We start from the raw sequence: 19,347 nt of genomic DNA, 5'->3' as shown, positions 1-19,347 counted from the left end.
AGGGTTGGAGCTGTCCGGTAACCGCCCCTCCGCTTCCGGAATGCGAGGCGGTTGACGGCGGGTGAATTACGGGCGCGGGCGCCAGCGGACCGCACACGGCGGCACACTGCGGCCCTCCATCCGTATGAGCTGGAGGAAGACCGCGCCCCATCCGCCACGTGCGTGAGAGCGGCCGGGTCAGGCCGCTTCGTGCTGATAGGCCGGATAGGTGATGTAACCGGCGTCGCCGCCTTGGTAGAAGGTCGCCTGGTCGACGGGTGCGACGGGCAGACCCGTGCGCAGGCGTTCGACCAGGTCGGGATTGGCGAGGAAAGCGCGACCGAAGCTGATCAGGTCCGCGCCCTGGCCCAGCCAGCGGTCGGCCTCGGTCAGCCCGGCCTGCTTGGGGCCGTTGGGCATGGTGGGGCTGATGATCAAGGTCCCCGGCCAGGCCCTGCGCAGCTGGAGGAGTACATCGTCATCCGCGGTGGCCTCCACGTGCACGTAAGCCAGGTCGAGGCGGGCCAGCTCCTCCAGCAGAGCGGTGTTCAGCTCGGCGGCGTCGTTCTCCACCACGCCCCAGATGCCCCCGCCGGGCGACAGCCGGATGCCCGTACGGGCGGCGCCCACGGCCTCGACGGTGGCGGCGACGGCCTCGACGGCGAACCGGATACGGCCCGCGATCGAGCCGCCATAGCGGTCGTCGCGCAGATTGGCGTTGGACGACAGGAACTGGGAGATCAGATAGCCGTTGGCGCCGTGCAGTTCGACCCCGTCGAAGCCCGCGTCGACGGCGCGGCGCGCGGCGTCCGCGTAGGAACGGGCGTGTCGCGGCACCTCGTCGGTCTCCAGGGCCCGGGGTACGGGCATGGGCTGCGGGCCGTTCGGGGTGAAGACGCTGCCTTCGCCGGGCACGGCCGACGGGCCGACCGGCTGGAAGCCCGTGGTGTCCGGGTGCGAGACCCGGCCGCCGTGCATGATCTGCGCGAAGATGCGGCCGCCGTTGACATGCACGGCGTCGGTCACCTGCCGCCAGGAGTCCCGCTGCCCGTCGGTGTGCAGACCGGGCGTGCCCGGATTGGACTGCCCGACGAGGCTGGGCTGGACACCCTCCGAGACGATCAGCCCGGCCGTGGCCCGCTGCGCGTAGTAGGTCGCCATCGCGGGGGTGGCCAGACCGCCGGCGGCGGCCCTGACGCGGCTCATCGGGGCCATGACGGTCCGGTTGGGGAGGGTCAGCCCGCCGAGCTGATAGCTGCTGAACAGGGACGGCATCGGTTGCTCCTTCGTGGTTCTGCGCCCGCTCTTTCGGGGCGCAGAACCACGTTAGAATCTGACACCCATGTCAGATACAAGTCGGAGGCGCCGCGAATCCGTGTGAGGGCCCTCACACGGTTCGGTGCCGGAGCCCGGCGGCCCGGCGGCCTGACGGCCCGACGTAGAACCGGCGAAGACCAGAGAAGAGGGCGGCTATGCGCATCGGAGAACTCGCGGCACGTACCGGAGTCAGCGTGCGATCGCTGCGGTACTACGAGGAGCAAGGGCTCCTCACCAGCGTCCGCAGCGGCGGCGGGCACCGGCACTACGCGGAGACCGCCGCCGATCGCGTCCACTTCATCCAGGGCCTGTACGCGGCCAACCTGTCCAGCCGCACCATCGCCCACCTCATGCCGTGCGCCGACGACCCGAGCACGCACAACTCCGACGCCGCGTTGGAGCGGATGGCCCTCGAACGCGGCAGGATCACGGCACAGATCGACGGCCTTCAGCGGGCTCGGGACACGCTCGACCACATGATGGACGCGGCCCGCGCCTACCGGGAGACGCTGGAGCACACGAGCAGCGCACCGACGGCGGAGGCCGCGGTGGCACGGGTCGGCGCCTAGGGTGGCCGGCGCGGCACGCCGAGCGAGGGGCCGATGCCGGGCCCCCTACCGCACCTTTGGTTCCGAGCGCGTCTGATCCGCGCGGGTCGCTTGATCCGCCTGAGCCACCTGGTCCGGTTGGCGCAGCTGCGCCGCCTGCGCCAACGGCTCTGCCAGGTCTGCCCGATCGGCCTGATCGGGCAGATCGGCCTGATCGGGCAGATCGGCCTGTTCCGGCTGCTTCACCTGAGCCTGCTGGGGCTGCGGGGGCGGTGACTGCTGGGGCTGCTGGGGCTGTACCTGCTGAGCTTGCAGCGGTGGCGGCGGCTGCGGGGTCTGCGGAGTCGCGCGCTCCAAGAACCGCAGCAGCTCCACCGGGAACGGCAGCACCAGCGTGGAGTTCTTCTCCGCCGCCACGGCCACCACGGTCTGCAACAGCCGCAGTTGGAGCGCCCCGGGCTCGTCCGACATCTCGTGCGCGGCCTCGGCCAGCTTCTTCGACGCCTGCAACTCCGCGTCGGCGTTGATGACCCGCGCCCGCCGCTCACGGTCGGCCTCGGCCTGCCGGGCCATCGACCGCTTCATGGTCTCCGGCAGCGACACGTCCTTGATCTCCACCCGGTCGATCTGCACGCCCCACCCCACGGCGGGGCTGTCGATCATCAGCTCCAGCCCCTGGTTGAGCCGCTCGCGGTTGGAGAGCAGGTCGTCCAGGTCGCTCTTGCCGATGATCGAGCGCAGCGAGGTCTGGGCCATCTGCGAGACGGCGAAGCGGTAGTCCTCGACCTCGACGACGGCGCTGGCCGGGTCGATCACCTTGAAGTACACGACCGCGTCCACGCGCACCGTGACGTTGTCCCGGGTGATGCCCTCCTGCGCGGGCACCGGCATCGTGACGATCTGCATGTTCACCTTGCGCAGCCGGTCCACGGCCGGGATCACCATCGTGAACCCGGGCCCGCGCACGGACTCCCGCAGCCGGCCGAGGCGGAACACCACACCCCGCTCGTACTGCTTGATCACACGGGCCGCCGTGAGTGCGTACAGCACACCCGCGGACGCGACCGCCGCTCCTGCTGCCACCAGCTCCTCGACCATCACGGCCCCCTAGCCGCCCTGGGCCCCTCCCCGTCACCGAGAGCGGGGAGGGCGGGTGTTATTTCCCACGGTATGCCCGCTACGGGCAGCGGTCGAGCCCCCCGGCACAGGCCCGGAGACAGACCGGGGTCAGCCCGGGGCCAGCCGCCCGATCGCGGCGGCGACGTGACCGGCGTACGGGCGCAGGCGCGGCGCGAGATCGTCCCAGCGCTCCCGCTCCGCGCCGAGGTAGCCGGCCCGCGCGCGGGACAGTACGGGGCGGTGCTCCTCGGGGAGTCGGGCGAGCGCCCAGTCCGCGGACGCGTCCTTGGAACCGATCTCCCCGGTCGCCAAAGTCATCCAGACGCGGGCGAGCGTCAGGACGGCGTTGCGCGTGTCGTCCTCCAGCTCGGCCAGCGATTCCGGCACACCGGCGACGATGCCGCGCCGGAGGTCTTCGTGCGGCACGGCGTCGAGCACTTCGGCCGGCGGCGGCCCGTACAGCGGCGTATCGCCGAGCAGCACCATGGTGATCAACGGCGCGAGATCGGGGCTCGTCCCCGGAGCCGGCGTCTCGCCGCGCTCGTACTCCGTACGCAGCCACTCGCCGTACTGGAACTCGTGGCGCGGCGGGTACCGCCACGGCCGCACCGCGTCCTGGACGACGATCGTCAGCTCGACGGGCCGGGCGTCCCCGCCGCAGCCCGTACCGGAGATCCCCAGCAGCGCGTCCACGAGCGCCCGCCGCTCCCCCGGCGTCGTGCGCCGCCGCACGACGGCCAGCACATCGACGTCGCTGCTCGGCCGCAGCCCGTCCAGGACGGCGGAGCCGTGGAGGTACGCGCCGACGGCGTCCGCGCCGAACACCCGCCGCACCAGGCGCACGACGTCCTCGGTCTGTGCCTCCGGGAGGCCGTTCTCGCTGATCGCCACGGTCCGGATCGTAGGGAGCGGCGGAGCGGGGGCCAACCGGTTTCCGGCGAGGCGCCGCCGCCGTGCGGTCACCGCTTAATCTGGTGATCATGACCGATTCCGCAGACGTACGCCGCATCGCCCTCTCCCTGCCGGAGACGGTGGAGAAGGTGGCATGGTCCATGCCCACCTTCCGGGTCGCCGGCAAGATGTTCGTCACGGTCCCCGACGACGAGACCTCGTTCGCGGTGAGGTGCCCCGCGCACGAGCGGCGGGAGCTGATCGCGGCGGAGCCGGAGAAGTTCTGGGTGCCGCCGCACGAGGCCGGCTCCAACTGGGTGCGGGTGCGGCTCGCCGCACTGGAGGACGTGGACGAGCTGCGGGACATCCTCGTGGACTCCTGGAAGCAGGCGGCCCCACCGCAGCTCCTGGACGCCTTCACCGGGGCGGGCTGAAGCAGCCGGGGCGGGGCGTCGCCCGATGGCCTTGATGAGTGGATGCGAAAGCGAAGGCGACTGTGCGGCCGGACCAACTCACCTATTTGATACGCGGGTTATGGATCGTCGGCACGACAGCCGTCGTCACCACCGCCCTGACCGCATGGTGGCTCTGGGAGGACCGGCTCAAGAACCACCGCGATGACGGGCTGGTGTCGAGCCAGGTGCTGGTGAGCCGGGACGGCCGTACGCTCACCACCGCCGTCACCTCGTCCCCCTGCCAGAAGGTGCGGCCCGAACTGGCTGCTCGGGAGTCCTCCGACACGGTCGCCGTGACGATCAGGACCGGCATCTCCACCCTGTCGCACCCCTGCCGAACCTCGGCGGACCAGCAGATCGCCACCACGCTACGGGCCCCCTTGGGAAAGCGGCGGCTCATCGACGCCTCCACCGGCGAACGCATTTCCCCTTTCGACGGCGCCTTCCTCGGCGCCCCCCGCTATCTCCCACCGGGCTACACGCAGACGGACGGCATGTACCAGGAGCAGCCCGGCCCCCAGCTCGGCCTTCCGTCCCTGCTGGACCGGGACAGCGAACACGGGCCCGCCTGGACCCGCTACTACAGGAGGGCTCGGGGGATCCGTCGCTGGCCATCTCCCAGTTCACCGGCCGGAGCCGGCGGGACGGCTCGGGCAAGGCGGTGTCGGTCGCCGGACTCCCCGGCCGCCTCTTCACGGGGGCGGGCGCCGAGCACGGCGTGACCTGGTTCGACGGGACCTTCACCTACATGGTGTGCGGCTCGGACCCGCACCCTGCCACCGGAGAGCTGCTGAAAGTCGCCGGGCGGCTCGGCGGCGGGGAGCGAGGCGGGACGGCGTACGGACCGGCCGCGGGCCCGCGGTCCTGACGGGCCGCGGAGAGGCCGCGCGGCCCGTCAGGTCCTGTGTCACCCCCGGCGTCTAACGTGACGCCATGACATCCATGAGCCACGACCGCTACTGCACCGAAATCACCGCGCAGACCGCCCAGTTGGCGACCGTTCTGCCAGGTGCGGACCTGACGGTTCCGGTGCCTTCCTGCCCTGGCTGGAACGTCGGACAACTGCTGCGGCACCTCGGCGGTGCGCAGCGCTGGGCCGAGGAGGCCGTACGGACGCGGGCGACGCGGCCGCCCTCCGACGAGCACTTCCGCGATCTCTCCGGGTACACCGACGAGGACCCGGCCGTGCTCGGGCCCTGGCTCACCGAGGGCGCGGAGCTGCTGGCGGACGCGCTGCGGGACGCCGGGCCGGACGCGGCCGTGTGGACGCCGGTGGACGAGGGGAAGGCGGCGTTCTTCGGCCGCCGCATGACGCACGAGACGGTCATGCACCGGGCCGACGCGACACTCGCCCTCGGCGCGGAGTTCACCCTCGGCCGCGAGGCCGGTCTCGACGCGCTCGACGAGTGGATGGAGCTCGGCTCGCTGTCCATGCACTTCGAGGTCCACCCTCAGATGCGGGAGCTGCTCGGCCCCGGCCGTACGATCCACCTCCATGCCACCGACACGCCGCCGGACGCGGCGGCGGAGTGGCTGGTCGATCTGACCGGCGATGCCATCGTCTGGCGCCGCGCGCACGAGAAGGCCGCGGTGGCCGTGCGCGGGCCGCTCACCGAGTTGCTGCTGGTCGTCTACCGGCGGCGCTCCCCGCACGGCCCGGGCATCGAGGTCCTGGGCGATGCGGAGCTGCTCGACTTCTGGCTGGAGCGGGTCGCTTTCGGGTGACCGGTGGGCTGTCTGGCCGATGCGCTGCCCGCCGATGCCCGCACACCGACGCGCTGCCCGCTGATGCCTTGCCCGCCGATGCGCCGCACCGATGCCCCGCACGCCGGCCGATGTCCTGTGCGCCTGCCTCCGGCCGGTGTTCCGGCCGGAGGCAGGCTCCGCTGGCGGGGAGGTGGGGAAGAGAGCTGCGCCTTCGAGAACTACGCCTTCGTGAGCCGCGCCTTCGTGAGCCACGCCTTCGCTGGGGACGCGCTCACAAACCGATCAACCGATCAGAAGAGGCTCACGCCATAGGCGTTCATCGCTTCGACGACCGGCTGGAAGAACGTCGTGCCACCGGAGGTGCAGTTGCCGCTGCCGCCGGAGGTGAGGCCGTAGGCGGTGGAACCGGAGTAGAGCGAGCCGCCGCTGTCGCCGGGCTCGGCGCAGACGGTGGTCTTGATCAGGCCGGAGACGATGTCGCCGTTGCCGTAGTTGACGGTCTGGTTCAGCGCGGTGACCTTGCCGCTGTGGGTGCCGGTGGTGGAGCCGCGCCGGGTGACGTTCTGGCCCACGGTGGGGTTGGCGGCGCTGGTGATCTGCTGGCTGCCGACGGAGCTGGGGTGGGCCAGCGAGGTGTTGGTGTACTGCACGATGCCGTAGTCGTTACCGGGGAAGCTGGTGCCCGTGGTGGGGCCGATGCTCGTGGTCTTGCTGGAGTTCGCGTAATAGGCCGGCTTGCCCTCGGTGCAGTGCCCGGCGGTGAGCAGGTAATACGTGTTGCCCTTGCGCACGTTGAAGCCGAGGGAGCAGCGCCAGGACGGCGCGTAGATCGCGTCGCCACCGGATATGAGCTTCTGGAGCTTGCCCGCCATGTGCTCGACGCGAATGGCGCCGGCGTTGGCGCCCGCCTCGGTCTTGATCCTGGATATGTCGGCCGCGGAGACGGTGCTGTCCGCGGTGACGACCAGGGAACCGGTCTTCGCGTCCACGGCCCAGGCCGTGCCCGCGACGTCGGCGCTCCGCACGGCCGAGTCGACGGCTGAGAGCTGGGCTGCGCTGTATGGTCCGGCGGTCTGGCCGCCGTCCGCGTGTGCGTTGGTGGCGACGAGGGCCGTCGCTGCCGCGAGGCCCGCCGCCGTGGCGAGCAAGCCGGAACGTCTGACGACGCCGCTGCGGGGGGTGGTGCGCTTGATCCTCACGTTCTTCCTCCCGAGGGGGGTAGGGGGCCGCCGTGGGGTGGGCGGGCCCGTGAGGCGCAGTCAAAGGGCACACCGGGATTCCGCTTCCGCCGTGCCCCTGACAAGCGCTGTTGCGGAGTATCGGGGCGTCCGTACGCAGGCGCAAGGGCATCTTTCGGACCGCGGGCCGCGGCGAGCCGCCAGGACCCCGGCGGCTCGGAAGCCACCGGGGCCGGCGCTGACCCCCTCGGGTCGGCGATAGGACGTATCGGCGCGTCAGCCGGTTCCGCCCGGCGTGACGGCCGGCGCTATGGCGCGTCAGCCGGTTCCGCCCGGCGTGACGGACAGCGCTACGGGGCGTCAGCCGGTTCCGCCCAGCACGACACCCGGCCCTACGGGGTGTCGGCCGGTGCCGCCGCCCGCTCCGGGCCTGTTGTCCCTCAGCGCGTCAGCCGGTTCCGCTCCCCCGCCCGGACATCGATCGGCAGCGTGTTGCCCGGCGGCGGGAAGGGGCAGATGAAGTGGTCGGCGAAGGCGCACGGCGGCAGGACGGTCCGGTTGAAGTCCACGGTCACCGTGGAGTCCGCGGCCGGCGCGGGCGGGCGCAGGAAGCGGAAGCGGTAGCTGTCCCGGCCGCTCGTGCCGTCGGCGAGTACGGCCCACAGCGACCCGTCGTCCTCCACCGCGACCTGGAGCGTGTGCTCCTCGCCGTCGACCGTGAAGGCCAGTTCGCCGCCGAGCCCGAGGCCCCGCTCCTGGCCGTCGGCGTTGCCCACCCGCACGGTGCGGCTCGCGCCGTAGGGGCGGAACACCCCCTTGAGCACCCACCGCTCGTCGTAGTCGAAGACGTCGATCCCGGCGAAGGAACGGCGGTTCTCCGCGTCCGGGTCGAAGACCCGCACGGCCCACAGGCCCTCGCGGCGCAGTACGACGAAGCGCTGTCCGCCCCGTGCCACGCGGGCCGTCCCGGGGCCGCTGTCCTCGCCGAGCCGGGCCTCGCCGTCCAGTGGCCGGCCGTCGAGGGTCAGCCCGTCGGCGGCGGTGGCGCTCAGCAGGATCGTGTCATCGCCCGCGCCGTCCTCGGTCCAGCGCCCGGGGAGGGTGCCGCCGTCCAGGGTCGGAACGCGGCCGTCCACGGCGTCGGCGAGCCAGTGCGTACCGGTGAGCGCGAGCGGCCCGTACGGCTCGGAGACCGCCGCCACGCGGCCCTCGTGCCAGGTCTTCCACTGCTGCCGCGCGTCGTCGCTCATGTCGTTCAACCTTTCACAGCCGCCGCGCGCGTGCCACGCGTGGGGGCGGCGGGGGCCGGTGCGGCGGGCCGGGGCAGCCCCAGGTGGTCGCGGAGCGTCGTGCCCTCGTACCGGGTGCGGAACGAGCCGCGCTCCTGGAGCAGCGGCACCACCCGCTCCACGAAGTCGTCGAGACCGCCGGGGGTGAGGTGCGGCACGAGGATGAAGCCGTCGGCGGCGTCCGTCTGCACGAACTCGTCGAGCTCCGCCGCGACGCTCTGCGGGGTCCCGATGAACGACTGCCGGCCGGTCGTCTCGATCACCGTCTGCCGGATGGACAGCCCCTTGGCGACCGAGAGCGCCCGCCATTTCTCGGCGACGGCCAGCGGGTCGCCGAGCCGGACCCGGCCCTGGGCCAGCTCGCCGTCGGGGTCCGGGTCGATGTCGGGCAGCGGCCCGTCCGGGTCGTACGCGGACAGGTCGCGGCCCCAGATCTGCTCCAGGGTGAGGATCGCGTTCTGCGGCGAGACCTGGAGCCGGCGGATCTCGGCGGCGTTCTCCTGCGCCTCGGCGGCGGTGTCGCCGAGCACGAAGGAGACCCCGGGCATGATCTTGAGATCGTCGGGCCGCCGGCCGTACGCGCCGAGCCGCCGCTTCACATCGGCGTAGAACTCGCGGCCCGCCTCCACCGTGCCGTGCCGGGTGAAGATGATGTCGGCGGCGGAGGCGGCGAACTCGCGGCCCTCGTCGGAGTCGCCGGCCTGGATGACCACGGGGTGGCCCTGCGGGCTGCGCCGTACGCCGAACTCGCCCGAGATGTCGAAGTGCCGCCCGGTGTGGGAGAAGGGGCGCGGGGCGTCGCCGCCGTCCCAGGAGTCCCACAGTTCGCGGGCGGTCGCGACGAACTCGGCGGCGCGGGTGTAGCGGTCGGCCCGGTCGAGGTAGCCGCCGCGCCGGAAGTTCTCGCCGGTGAAGGCGTCGGAGGAGGTGACGACGTTCCAGGCGGCCCGGCCGCCGCTGAGGTGGTCCAGGGTGCCGAGCCGCCGGGCCAGTTCGTACGGCTCGTTGAAGGTGGCGTTGACCGTGGCGGCCAGTCCGAGGCGCTCGGTGACGGCGGCGAGGGCGTTGAGCGCGGTGATCGATTCGGGGCGGCCGACCACGTCGAGATCGTGCACCCGCCCCTTGTGCTCGCGCAGCCGCAGCCCCTCGGCGAGGAAGAAGAAGTCGAACAGGCCGCGCTCGGCGGTGCGGGCCAGGTGCTCGAAGGAGGAGAAGTCGATCTGGCTGCGGGAGCGCGGATCGGCCCATACAGTCGTGGAGTTGACGCCTGGGAAGTGGGCCGCGAGGTGGATCTGCTTCTTGGCGGGGGTGTTCCCGTTCTTGGCTGGGGAGTTCTTGGCGGATGTGTTCTTGGCGGGTGTGTTCTTGGCGGGTGTGTACTTGGCCGGTGTGCTCGTGACCGGTGTGTTCTTGGCCAGGGAGTCCCTGGCCGGTGTGTTCTTGGCCGGTGTGTTCATGCGATGCCTCCGGCGGGTGCGTAGCGGTTGGCGGGGCGCGGCAGGCCGAGGTGGTCGCGGAGCGTGGCGCCGGGATAGAAGGTGCGGAAGAGGCCGCGGTGCTGGAGCAGCGCCACCGTGCCGTTGACGAACCGCTCCAGGTCGTCCACCGGGTCGGTGGGCGTGATGTGGAAGCCGTCCACGGCCCCGGACTCGTGCCAGCCGCTGATCAGTTCGGCGAGTCCGACGGGCCCGCCCCGGTAGAGCGCGCGCCCGTCGCGGCCGGTCGTGAGGGGGCCGTCAGGCGAGGCGGCGCCGGCCGGCGCCGCGATCTCGCCGTCGGTCAGGTCCACGGTGAGCGCGGCCAGCACCGTCAGCTCGTCCGGGTCGCGGCCGTGCGTCGTCGCGCGCCCGCGCAGATCCGCCCGGGCCCCGGCGGCCGCGCTCCGGCTCATGGCCCGTACGTACGCGACGTCGGCGTGCCGGGCCGCGGCCTCGCGCGGCAGCGAGGCGGTGGCATCCAGCGCGATGACCGGCTGCCCCTGGGGCGGCCTCGGCACGATGGCCGGGCCGCGCACGGAGAACTCGCCGCCCTCGAAGTCGACGTAGTGGAGCTTGTCGCGGTCGATGAAGCGACCGGTGGCGATGTCCCTGATCTCGGCGTCGTCCTCCCAGCTGTCCCAGAGCCGCCCGGCGACGTCGGCGGCCTCGGCGGCCTCGCGCCACAGCGCCCGCGCGGAGGCCGCGGAACGGCGGCCGAAGAGCCGCGCCTCGGCCGCGGTCGTCGACACGTCCACGGCCCAGCCGGCCCGGCCGCGGCTGACCCAGTCCAGGGTGGCGACGGCGCTGGAGACGTGGAACGGCTCGGTGTGCGTGGTGGTGACGGTGGGCACCAGGCCGACCCGCTCCGTCGCGGGCGCGACGCGGGCGAGCACGGCGAGGGCGTCCGGGCCGCGCCGGGCGAAGGAGTCGCCGAGGGTGACGAAGTCGAGCCTGCCGCGTTCGGCGAGGCGCGCGGCGCGTACGTACGGCTCGGCGTCGAGGGCGCCGGCGTGGTCGACGGCCGCGGCCAGCCGCAGCGGCCGGGAGGGGGAGGGTACGGACATGGTCGAATGCCTTCCTTCGGTGGTCGCTTCCGTACGGCGGCGGGCGGTCCCGGCTGGTCGCGCCCGGGGCCCTCGGGGCTCCCCGGCGCCGCCCGGCGGCCGTCGCGTCTCGGCACGCGTCTCGACGGCGCGCGGCCCGACTGGGCCCGTCTCGGCTGGGCCCGTCTCGACGGCGTGCGGCCCGAGAGCGCGCGTCTCAGCTGTGCGCATCCCAACTGGCCCCATCTCAGAGGACCTTGGACAGGAACGCCCTGGTGCGCTCGCGAGTCGGGTCGTCCAGCACCTCGGCGGGCGTGCCCCGTTCGACGATGCGGCCGCCGTCCATGAAGACGACGGTGTCGGCGACCTCCCGGGCGAACCCGATCTCGTGGGTCACGACGATCATCGTGGTGCCCTGTCCGGCGAGGCCCTTGATGACGTCGAGCACCTCGCCGACCAGCTCGGGGTCGAGGGCGGAGGTCGGCTCGTCGAAGAGGAGCAGCCGGGGTTCGAGAGCGAGGGCCCGTGCGATGGCGACGCGCTGCTGCTGGCCGCCGGAGAGCTGCCGGGGGTAGGCGTCGGTCTTGTCGGCGAGGCCGACCCGGGCCAGCAGCCGTGCCGCCGTGGCGGCGGCCTCCTTCTTGGGGCGCTTGAGTGCCGAGACGGGCGCCTCGGTGACGTTCTCCAGCACCGTCAGATGCGGGAAGAGGTTGAAGTTCTGGAAGACGAAGCCGATCCGGGTGCGCTGCTTGAGCACCTCCCGCTCGCGCAGCTCGTAGAGCTTGTCACCGGATCGGCGGTAGCCCACGAGGGAGCCGTCGACGCTCACCCAGCCGCTGTCCACCTTCTCCAGGTGGTTGATGGTGCGCAGCAGGGTGGACTTGCCGGAGCCGGACGGGCCGAGGACGACGGCGACCTCCCCGGCGCGTACTCGCAGGTCCACGCCGCGCAGCACGTCGAGCGAGCCGAAGCTCTTGTGGACGGACCGGACATCGACCATGGCGTCCGTGGCGTCCACGTTCACGTTTACGTCCTCCGTTTCTCTCGTAGCGCTCGTTTCTCTCGTGGCGCTCGTGGCGTTCATCGGGGGCTCCCCGCTCGAAGTGGCGTTCCAGCCAGGGCTGTTGGGCGTGGAGCGTTGCGGTCGGAGGGGCGTATCAGCGGCATAGGGGTCCTCGAAGTCCGTGCGTACGGGCCGGGGCGCGGCCTCGGCGTGCGCGGTGGCGCGGGGTGTGCGGCGGGCGCGACGGCTCAGGCGCTGAGCGGTGCGCGACAGGAAAGGTCGCGGAGGAAGGCGAGCAGGGCGCGCGCGGTGGCGTCGTTCTGCCGGAAGGCGGGCGCGTTGGTACGGGGCCGGGCGAAGGCGCCCGCCGAGCGGGCGTCGGTGTGCGCGCCGATGGCGAAGCGGCGGGGGTGCGGGCGGCCCGTACGGTCCAGGACGCGCGCGTCCTCGGGGCGGACGGCGAGCAGCCCGGCGGGGGTCGCCGCGGCCCCGTCCGCGTACAGGTCGCGCAGCAGCGTGTCCCGCGAGCGGGTCACGGAGGGCGCGGGCAGCCGGGCTTCGACGAGCGCTCTCGCCTCGACGGCGTGGCCGGGCACGCTCGCGCCGCCCGCCCGGAAGACGCCGCGCACCGGGTCGGCGGTCACGGTCATGTCCGCTCCCAGGAACCGCACGACGCCGGCGCGGGAGAGGGCGAGGAGCCGGCGGAGCCGGGGGCCGGGCGGGCCGGAGGCGAGGTAGCTGAAGAAGCCGTGCCACCACGGACCGAGGTCGCCCAGGCGCACCAGCTGCCCGTAGACGGAGAGCAGGGCGAGGAAGACGGCCAGGTCGGGGCTGTACGCGGGGTCGTGGTGGCGGGTGAGGTCGGCCTCGATGTAGCCGCGCAGGCCGTCTTGGAGGGCGTCGGCGTCGGGGTAGCGCAGCCCCGCGAGGGGGTGGTCGAGCGCGTCGAGGTCGAGCCGGTCGGCGGGGTCGGGGACGGAGGCCGCGACCAGCGCCTGGAGTGCGGCGCCGCCGGGGTCGCAGGCGGCGTACTTCTCCTCGAAGTCCGGCCAGTTGACGGAGGTGCGGTGCGGGTGGGCGGTGAAGAGCCGGTGGTAGTGGGCGAAGCCCAGCTCCTTCTCGACCAGCGGCCAGACGTCGCGCCGGAAGTCGAGCGGGCCGGGGCGGGCGAGCAGGGCGTCGACCTCGGCGGGGCCGAAGAAGCGCGGCAGCGGGGGCGTCTCGCCGCGCAGCGGGTAGCCGAGCTTGGAGTGGTACGGGACGCCGCGTCGCGAGCCGACGTGCAGGACGGGTTCGCGGCCGGAGGGGTGGTAGGTCAGCGCGCCGTCGGGGCCGCCCTCCGTGTAGCGCCCGCCGCGCCCCTCGGTGAGCAGCACCATCAGGTCGATGAAGGCCAGCCCGAAGCCGCGCACGATGACGGGTTCGCCGGGGCGCAGGCCGGACAGGTCGCTGTCGGCGGTGAACTCCGGGGGCAGGTGGGTGAGTTGGTGTTCGGCGGCGAAGGCCGCGAGGGCGTGCTGCTCCTCGTCGGGTTCGGCGTCGAGGTGGCCGAGAGCGAGGACGACGAGGTCGGCGAGGAGCGGCGTGGGCCGGTCCGCGAGCCATACCTGCTGCCGGCCGTCGCGCGGCCCGGACACCCGGGTGGCGCGGTGGCGGTGTTCGTGGACGGTGATGTGCGCGGGCAGGGCGGCCACCGCCTGCTCGTACACCCAGCCCAGATACGCGCTCTGGAGCCGCCTGCTGGCGAAGGACTGCCCGGTCAACCCGTCCAGTTCCGCGGCCGTTTCGGGGTCGAGGTCCACGGCCGACGCGCCGGTGCGCACGAGGGCGGCCCATTCGGCGAGGGAGGGTCCGGAGCGGACCGGGCCCTCGTGTTCCACGGATTCGTCGGTGTACATGGTGACGTCCTCGGCCATGGAGTTCATCCACAGCAGCCGCGACTGGTCGTGCCGCCAGATCCGGCCGCCGCCGGGCGGGTGCGGGTCGACGAGGTGGATGTCGAGGCGGGCGCCGTCGAGGAGTTCGGGCGCGTTGGCGGCGATCCGTTCGATCACGCCGGTGGCGCGCGGACCGGCTCCGACGATCACGACGGAGGGCACGAGGGCGCTCGGAGCGCGGCCATTCGGCGCGAGGCCGCCCTGGTCACCGTCCTTTTCACCGCCCTGGGCAACGCTCTGGGCAGCGTTCTGAACGCCGTTCCCGACACCGTTCCCGACGCCGTTCCGGACACCGTTCTGGACGCCGTTCTGGACGCCGTTCTGGACATGGGTGCCCTGGATACGGGCGTCAACCGGCCGGGAACTCGGTGCGCGGGTACTCATCGGGCGCCCGCCGTGCCGCGCGCGTAGCGCCGTTCGACGTAGTGCTGCCCCACGCTCAGCACCGAGGTGACCAGCACATACCAGATGGTGGCGACCAGCAGCATCGGGATGATCTGGTACGTGCGGTGGTAGACGAGCTGCGCGGAGTACAGCAGGTCGTTCACGGCGATGATGGAGACGATGGAGGTGCCCTTGAGGGCGCCGATCAGCATGTTCCCGGCCGGCGGCACGATCGATCGCATGGCCTGCGGCAGCACGATGCGGCGCAGGGTGCGGCCGCGCCCGAGGCCGAGCGACTGGGCGGCCTCCAGCTGGCCCTTCTCGACGGAGAGGATGCCGCCGCGGACGACCTCGGCGGCGTACGCGGCCTCGTGCAGGGTGAGCCCGACGATGGCGACGGCCGTGGGTCCGAAGAGGTTCACGGTGTGGACGCTGACGAACTCGGGGCCCCAGGGGATGCCGAGGCCGAGCGTCGGGTACAGGGCCCCTATGTTGAACCAGAACAGCAGCTGCACCAGGACCGGCACCGAACGGAAGAGCCAGACATACCCCCAACTCACTTTGTTGAGCACGGGGTTGGCCGAGAGTCGCATGACGGCGAGCAGGGTGCCGAGCGCGAAGCCGAGCACCATGACCAGGGCCGTCAGCCAGAGCGTGAGCCCGAGGCCGCGCAGCACGCTGGACGAGGTGAAGTACGCGCCGACGACGTCCCATTGGAACGCCTTGTTGCGGGCTACGGAGTTGACCGCCATGGCGAGCAGCAGGACGACGGCGGCTGCCGCGATCCACTGGCCGGTGCGCCGTACGGGCACGATGCGCGGCCGTGTCCCGGGGCGGTCGCCGGGGGCGGGGGCACCGTCGGGACGGGCCGGGGAGGAGGTGGCGGGGAGGGTTTCGGGGTGTGTGGCTGCGCTGCCCAAAGACATGCGGAGGCTCCGTGGATGCCGAGATCGAACACGGGATACGCCTTCACACACGGGCCGCGCCCCTCAGCGCGACCACACCAGGAGGCTAAGCCGCCCACACGGTGCGCTGTCAACCCCGTCCACACTGTGAGCCGTACGTCTCATATCAGTTGACGAAGAAACGGATACCTGTTCCACTTGGGCCATGCATTCACGGCAGTGGCTGGTCACGCGGGACCACATCGACTTCGGTCGAGTGTGGTCGTCCTCCTGTCAGAGCTGACCCTCCGCCCTTGAGCCCGCCCTCCGTGGCGCGGCGGCGGCATACGCGCGTTCTCTCCGCGCCTTCACACACCTGAGCGACCTCCCCTCGGCACGTCCTGTCTCGGCACTACGCACCGCACTACGCACCGCACCGCACGCCGTCCGCCTCGCGTACCGCGTCCGTACCGTCGCGCCGCGCCCGTGCGCTCCCGTCCACCGCGTCATGCACCCAGAAGGGCCACGCATGCGTTCCGAAGTCCTGCCCCCGGCAGGTGGCGCTCCGGACCTGACCGTCCATCACACCACCGTCGCCGATCCGCTCGCCCGCCCGCTGCTCGACGAGCTGACGTACGAGTACACCGCCCGTTACGGCTCGTCGGCCGATCTCCACCGCTATCCGGCCGACGAATTCGCCCCGCCCGAGGGCGCTTTCCTGCTGCTCCTGGAGCGCGGGGCCGCCATCGCGGGCGGCGCGTTCCGCCGGCACGAGTCCACCGGCCCGCCGACGGCCGAGCTCAAGCGCGTCTGGACGCACTCGGCGCACCGCCGCCGCGGGCTGGCCCGGCGCGTCCTGCTCGTACTGGAGCGGGAGGCCGCGGCCCGCGGGTACGAGCGCGTCTTCCTGACCACCGGGCCCCGGCAGCCGGAGGCCAAGGGCCTCTATCTGGCCGCCGGTTACCGCCCCCTGTTCGACGTGTCCGCGGACCCCGAGACGATCGGGCCGCTGCCGTTCGAGAAGAACCTGAACCGGTTGGAGAACCGCACACCATGAGAGCAACCGCCGTGCGCGGCACCCTCGCCCTGCTGGCCGCGGCCGTCCTGTCGCTCACCGCGTGCGGGACCGGCGACCCGGCCGCGGGCGGCGGCGCGCGGAACGCCCCGGCCGAAGCGGACATCCCCACCGAGGACGTGGTCTCGGGGATCACGGAGGACCGGGCGGCGGCCGCGCTGCTGCCCGCGGCCGTACGGGAGCGCGGCACCGTGAAGCTCGCCGCCAGCGCCGGCTCGCCGCCCAGCTCCACCTATCTCAAGGACGGCAAGACCCTCGCCGGTGTGGACATCGACATCGCCGACGCGGTCGCCAGGAAGCTCGGGGTCCGGCTCCACCGGGAGGTCGCGGGGTTCGAGGCGATCCTGCCGGCGCTGGGCAGCGGCAAGTACGACGTGGGGACCGGCAACTTCGGGGTCACCGAGGAGCGCCGCAAGACCATCGACTTCGTCACGTACATCAACGACGGGCAGGGGTTCGCCACTCTCGACGGCGGCGGCCCGGAGAAGGTGGCCGACCTGACCGCGCTGTGCGGGCTGACGGTGGCGACGGGCGCGGGCACCACCTTCGAGGCGACGCTGGAGGAGAACGCGCACCGGTGCGCCGACGCGGGGAAGAAGGCGTACCGCGTGAAGACCTTCGCCGACCCGGCGACGATCTGGCTCGCGCTGCGGCAGGGCCGGGCCGACGTGGTGATGAGCACCGCCAACGGGCTGCGCTACGCGGTACGGCAGCAGCAGGGGGTGAGGTTCCTCAACGAGTCCCACCGGCTCGACGTCGGTTTCGCCTTTCCCAAGGGAAGCAGGCTCGCGCCCGCCTTCCGGGCCGCGGTCGACGGGCTGATCGCCGACGGCTCGTACGCCCGCATCCTGAAGAAGTGGGGCGTCGGCCCTTCGGCGCTCCGGCACGCGCAGCTCAGCCCGCACGAGGTGAAGTAGCGAAGTGCAGTAGCGAGGTGCAGTAGCGAGGGGGATCTGGCGAGAGGAGGCAGCGGGGCGGTACGGGCCGGAAGCCGACCGCCCTCAGCCATCCGTCCCCTCAGCAGTCGCACCCGCAGTCGCACCCATCACAGCAATCGCAACAGTTGCAGCAGTCGCCGCAACTCCCGTCGCAGCCACCGCAGTCGCAGTCGCAGTCGCGGCACCAGCCCTGGCGGCGCTCGCCGCTCCACGGATCGTGGTACGGATCGGAGCAGCACACCTGGCAGGTGCAGAACAGCCCGGCCCAGACCGCGCAGCCCGCTATCGGCCCGCGCCGCCGCCCCCGCCGGGGCGGCTCGGGCGGTGCGGGCGGCGGCGGCATGACGGGCGGCGGTCCGAAGGCGCCACCGGCCGGTGGCCGGGACCGGCCGGCCCCGGCGTGGGAGCAGCCGGCCGTGCCGAAGGCGCGGTCCACCGCGCGCCCCAGCTCGTGCGCGAGCAGCAGGTGCACCAGCCTCCCGGCGCCGTCGCCCGCGAACTCCACGTCCCGCAGGGCCAGCCGCACCCCGCGCACCGCGTCGTCGCACAGCCGCCGCACCTCGGCCAGGTCCGTACCCGTGCCGGCCACCGGGTTCCAGGCGCCGCTCGCGGCGTCCTCGGCCAGATCCTCGACCGCGTCCAGCAGATGCGCGAGCCGCCCGAAGAGCCGCCCCGCCTCCGTCAGCGGCGCGAGGTTGCCGGGCCGCCCGGCCAGTACGGCCGTATGCCCGAAGGCCGCCGCGGTCGCCGTCTCCGTCGGCTCGGTGATGTCCAGCAGCGGGGTGCCGATGCCCGCCGCGGCCTCGATACCCGGCTGCCGCTCGACCGCCGCGACGAGCACGCCGGTGTCGAAGCCGAGCCCCGCGCCCGTACGGGCCCCGGCCCGGTCCCAGCGGCCGGCCACCCGGCGGGCGGCGAGCGCGACCGGCCGCTTCGCCAGCACCCCGTCGCCGTCGGCGACGTGGTCGCGCACCTTCGCCGAGGCCAGCACCAGCGAGACCGCCGCCGCCAGCCGCGCGCCCTCGCCGCGAGCCACCGGCGCGGTGCGCATCCCGCGCAGCGGGCAGGGCCCCGCGGTGCGCCGCCAGCCGTCCGTACGCTCGGACTGCGCCTCGACCAGGACGGAGATGACCAGTCCGTCGTAGTTCGTGGCCACCCGCGCGAACTGCCCGTGGTCGCCGCGGAGCGCGAGGCAGAGCCCGCACAGATGGGCCATCCACTCCGTCCGCATCCCCTCGGACAGCCGATGACGGCACGGCCTGATGATTCCGAACACACTCGCCCCCGTGATGTGACACGCCAAATCCCAGGGGATCCTAACGGCACGTCACAGCAGGTCAGGGCGGGGGCCACCGCGGCGCCGGGCCGGCGGGCGGACCGGTCCGGGCATATGCCCGGACCCTGATCGCGTCACGTTGGGTACTGAAAACATCTCAGCTGGTTATAAATCGACAACCCGTCACACTCTTTGCACCAGATGCGTCACGAAACCCCCGTGCGGCGGCTATCCACTTGGCACATCATCAGCATCATGGACGACCATAGGAAGGCGGACGGTACACACCGCGTGTGAGAGGAGGCGTCCATGGGATCGGTGCGCAAGGCGAGTGCCTGGCTTGGCCTCGTCGACGACAGCGATGAAGAGCGCTACTACGACGACGAGTACGCCGAGGGGCAGCCCGAGGCCCGGGAGTCGTGGGTGACGAACCCGCGGGTACGGGTGGCCGAGGAGGCCGTGGAGGAAGAGGGCACGCGCATCGCCACGGTCACCCCGGAGAGTTTCCGGGACGCCCGCGGCATCGGCGAGCTGTTCCGGGACGGCATTCCGGTGATCGTGAACCTCACGGGCATGGAGCCCACCGACGCCAAGCGCGTCGTGGACTTCGCGGCCGGACTCACCTTCGGCCTGCGCGGTTCGATCGACCGGGTCGCCAACCGGGTCTTCCTGCTCACGCCCCCCGATTACCAGGTGCTCAGCGGCGGGTCCGGCGGGGCCGGCGGCCGCAAGACCGGCTTCTTCAACCAGAGCTGAGCCCGCGCCTTATCCCCGGCCGGGCGCCCGGCGCCTCGCACGCACCGGACGACGCGCACCGATCCGGCCCGGGATATGACGCGGGCTCCG

At 72.6% G+C, this 19,347-nt stretch carries 19 protein-coding genes; 8 read left to right on the top strand and 11 right to left on the bottom strand.

What is annotated here, in order from left to right; translation table 11 throughout:
• Positions 1–177 precede the first annotated feature (177 nt).
• Positions 178–1,254, bottom strand: coding sequence for an alkene reductase (locus AC07AB_RS22890; RefSeq protein WP_478569772.1), 1,077 nt, complete (start codon positions 1,252–1,254; stop codon positions 178–180).
• Positions 1,255–1,451: 197 nt separating this feature from the next.
• Here AC07AB_RS22890 and AC07AB_RS22885 point away from each other — a divergent pair, with 197 nt between their 5' ends.
• Positions 1,452–1,865, top strand: coding sequence for a MerR family transcriptional regulator (locus tag AC07AB_RS22885; RefSeq protein ID WP_478569770.1), 414 nt, complete (start codon positions 1,452–1,454; stop codon positions 1,863–1,865).
• 45 nt (positions 1,866–1,910) lie between these two features.
• Here AC07AB_RS22885 and AC07AB_RS22880 read toward each other — a convergent pair whose 3' ends face one another.
• Both AC07AB_RS22880 and AC07AB_RS22875 read right to left on the bottom strand, forming a co-directional pair.
• Positions 1,911–2,942, bottom strand: coding sequence for a slipin family protein (locus AC07AB_RS22880; protein WP_478569768.1), 1,032 nt, complete (start codon positions 2,940–2,942; stop codon positions 1,911–1,913).
• Between the two features lie 129 nt (positions 2,943–3,071).
• On the bottom strand, positions 3,072–3,848 hold the full coding sequence (locus AC07AB_RS22875; protein WP_478570058.1) for an aminoglycoside adenylyltransferase family protein: 777 nt from the start codon (positions 3,846–3,848) through the stop codon (positions 3,072–3,074).
• Between the two features lie 95 nt (positions 3,849–3,943).
• Between AC07AB_RS22875 and AC07AB_RS22870 the strand changes: the two genes are divergently transcribed.
• The 4 genes from AC07AB_RS22870 (at position 3,944) to AC07AB_RS22855 (ending at position 6,034) form a co-directional block, all read left to right on the top strand.
• Positions 3,944–4,288, top strand: a complete 345-nt coding sequence (locus tag AC07AB_RS22870; RefSeq protein WP_478569766.1) for an MmcQ/YjbR family DNA-binding protein — start codon at positions 3,944–3,946, stop codon at positions 4,286–4,288.
• 38 nt (positions 4,289–4,326) lie between these two features.
• Positions 4,327–5,031, top strand: a complete 705-nt coding sequence (locus tag AC07AB_RS22865; RefSeq protein ID WP_478569764.1) for a hypothetical protein — start codon at positions 4,327–4,329, stop codon at positions 5,029–5,031.
• Positions 5,028–5,177 (top strand): hypothetical protein, encoded by a 150-nt coding sequence (locus tag AC07AB_RS22860; RefSeq protein WP_478569762.1) that lies wholly within the window; start codon positions 5,028–5,030, stop codon positions 5,175–5,177. Before AC07AB_RS22865 ends, AC07AB_RS22860 begins: the two co-directional genes overlap by 4 nt.
• Positions 5,178–5,242: 65 nt before the next feature.
• On the top strand, positions 5,243–6,034 hold the full coding sequence (locus AC07AB_RS22855) for a maleylpyruvate isomerase family mycothiol-dependent enzyme (RefSeq protein WP_478569760.1): 792 nt from the start codon (positions 5,243–5,245) through the stop codon (positions 6,032–6,034).
• A 272-nt stretch (positions 6,035–6,306) separates the two neighbouring features.
• On the opposite strand, the gene AC07AB_RS22850 is transcribed toward AC07AB_RS22855, so the two are convergent.
• From AC07AB_RS22850 to AC07AB_RS22820, 7 genes are all read right to left on the bottom strand, one after another.
• Entirely contained in the window at positions 6,307–7,215 is a 909-nt protein-coding gene (locus AC07AB_RS22850; protein ID WP_478569758.1) for a S1 family peptidase, read from the bottom strand.
• 419 nt (positions 7,216–7,634) lie between these two features.
• Positions 7,635–8,444 carry a DUF1684 domain-containing protein gene (locus tag AC07AB_RS22845; RefSeq protein WP_478569756.1) on the bottom strand — a complete coding sequence of 270 codons (810 nt, stop codon included), beginning with the start codon at positions 8,442–8,444 and terminating at the stop codon, positions 7,635–7,637.
• A gap of 5 nt (positions 8,445–8,449) precedes the next feature.
• The gene (locus AC07AB_RS22840) at positions 8,450–9,940 is read right to left on the bottom strand and encodes an NtaA/DmoA family FMN-dependent monooxygenase (RefSeq protein WP_478569754.1); all 1,491 of its coding nucleotides are present in this window, start codon (positions 9,938–9,940) and stop codon (positions 8,450–8,452) included.
• The gene (locus AC07AB_RS22835) at positions 9,937–11,025 is read right to left on the bottom strand and encodes an LLM class flavin-dependent oxidoreductase (protein ID WP_478569752.1); all 1,089 of its coding nucleotides are present in this window, start codon (positions 11,023–11,025) and stop codon (positions 9,937–9,939) included. The genes AC07AB_RS22840 and AC07AB_RS22835 overlap by 4 nt, the downstream gene beginning before the upstream one ends.
• Before the next feature lie 226 nt (positions 11,026–11,251).
• Positions 11,252–12,004, bottom strand: a complete 753-nt coding sequence (locus AC07AB_RS22830; protein WP_478570056.1) for an amino acid ABC transporter ATP-binding protein — start codon at positions 12,002–12,004, stop codon at positions 11,252–11,254.
• Between the two features lie 251 nt (positions 12,005–12,255).
• Positions 12,256–14,328, bottom strand: a complete 2,073-nt coding sequence (locus AC07AB_RS22825) for an FAD/NAD(P)-binding protein (RefSeq protein WP_478569750.1) — start codon at positions 14,326–14,328, stop codon at positions 12,256–12,258.
• Positions 14,325–15,254, bottom strand: coding sequence for an amino acid ABC transporter permease (locus AC07AB_RS22820; RefSeq protein ID WP_478569748.1), 930 nt, complete (start codon positions 15,252–15,254; stop codon positions 14,325–14,327). The genes AC07AB_RS22825 and AC07AB_RS22820 overlap by 4 nt, the downstream gene beginning before the upstream one ends.
• Before the next feature lie 487 nt (positions 15,255–15,741).
• Between AC07AB_RS22820 and AC07AB_RS22815 the strand changes: the two genes are divergently transcribed.
• Complete coding sequence (locus tag AC07AB_RS22815) at positions 15,742–16,269, top strand: GNAT family N-acetyltransferase (RefSeq protein WP_478569746.1); 528 nt, start codon at positions 15,742–15,744, stop codon at positions 16,267–16,269.
• Entirely contained in the window at positions 16,266–17,204 is a 939-nt protein-coding gene (locus tag AC07AB_RS22810; protein ID WP_478569744.1) for an ABC transporter substrate-binding protein, read from the top strand. The genes AC07AB_RS22815 and AC07AB_RS22810 overlap by 4 nt, the downstream gene beginning before the upstream one ends.
• 100 nt (positions 17,205–17,304) lie before the next feature.
• Here AC07AB_RS22810 and AC07AB_RS22805 read toward each other — a convergent pair whose 3' ends face one another.
• Complete coding sequence (locus AC07AB_RS22805; protein WP_478569742.1) at positions 17,305–18,501, bottom strand: DUF5685 family protein; 1,197 nt, start codon at positions 18,499–18,501, stop codon at positions 17,305–17,307.
• Positions 18,502–18,810: 309 nt separating this feature from the next.
• On the opposite strand from AC07AB_RS22805, the gene AC07AB_RS22800 reads away from it, so the two are divergent.
• Entirely contained in the window at positions 18,811–19,257 is a 447-nt protein-coding gene (locus tag AC07AB_RS22800; RefSeq protein ID WP_478569741.1) for a cell division protein SepF, read from the top strand.
• The last annotated feature ends 90 nt before the right edge of the window (positions 19,258–19,347 follow it).

Source organism: Streptomyces sp. NPDC044033 (assembly GCF_056434425.1).
Note: the sequence above shows the minus strand (reverse complement) of the source record. Positions and strands in the feature narration are given on the sequence as shown.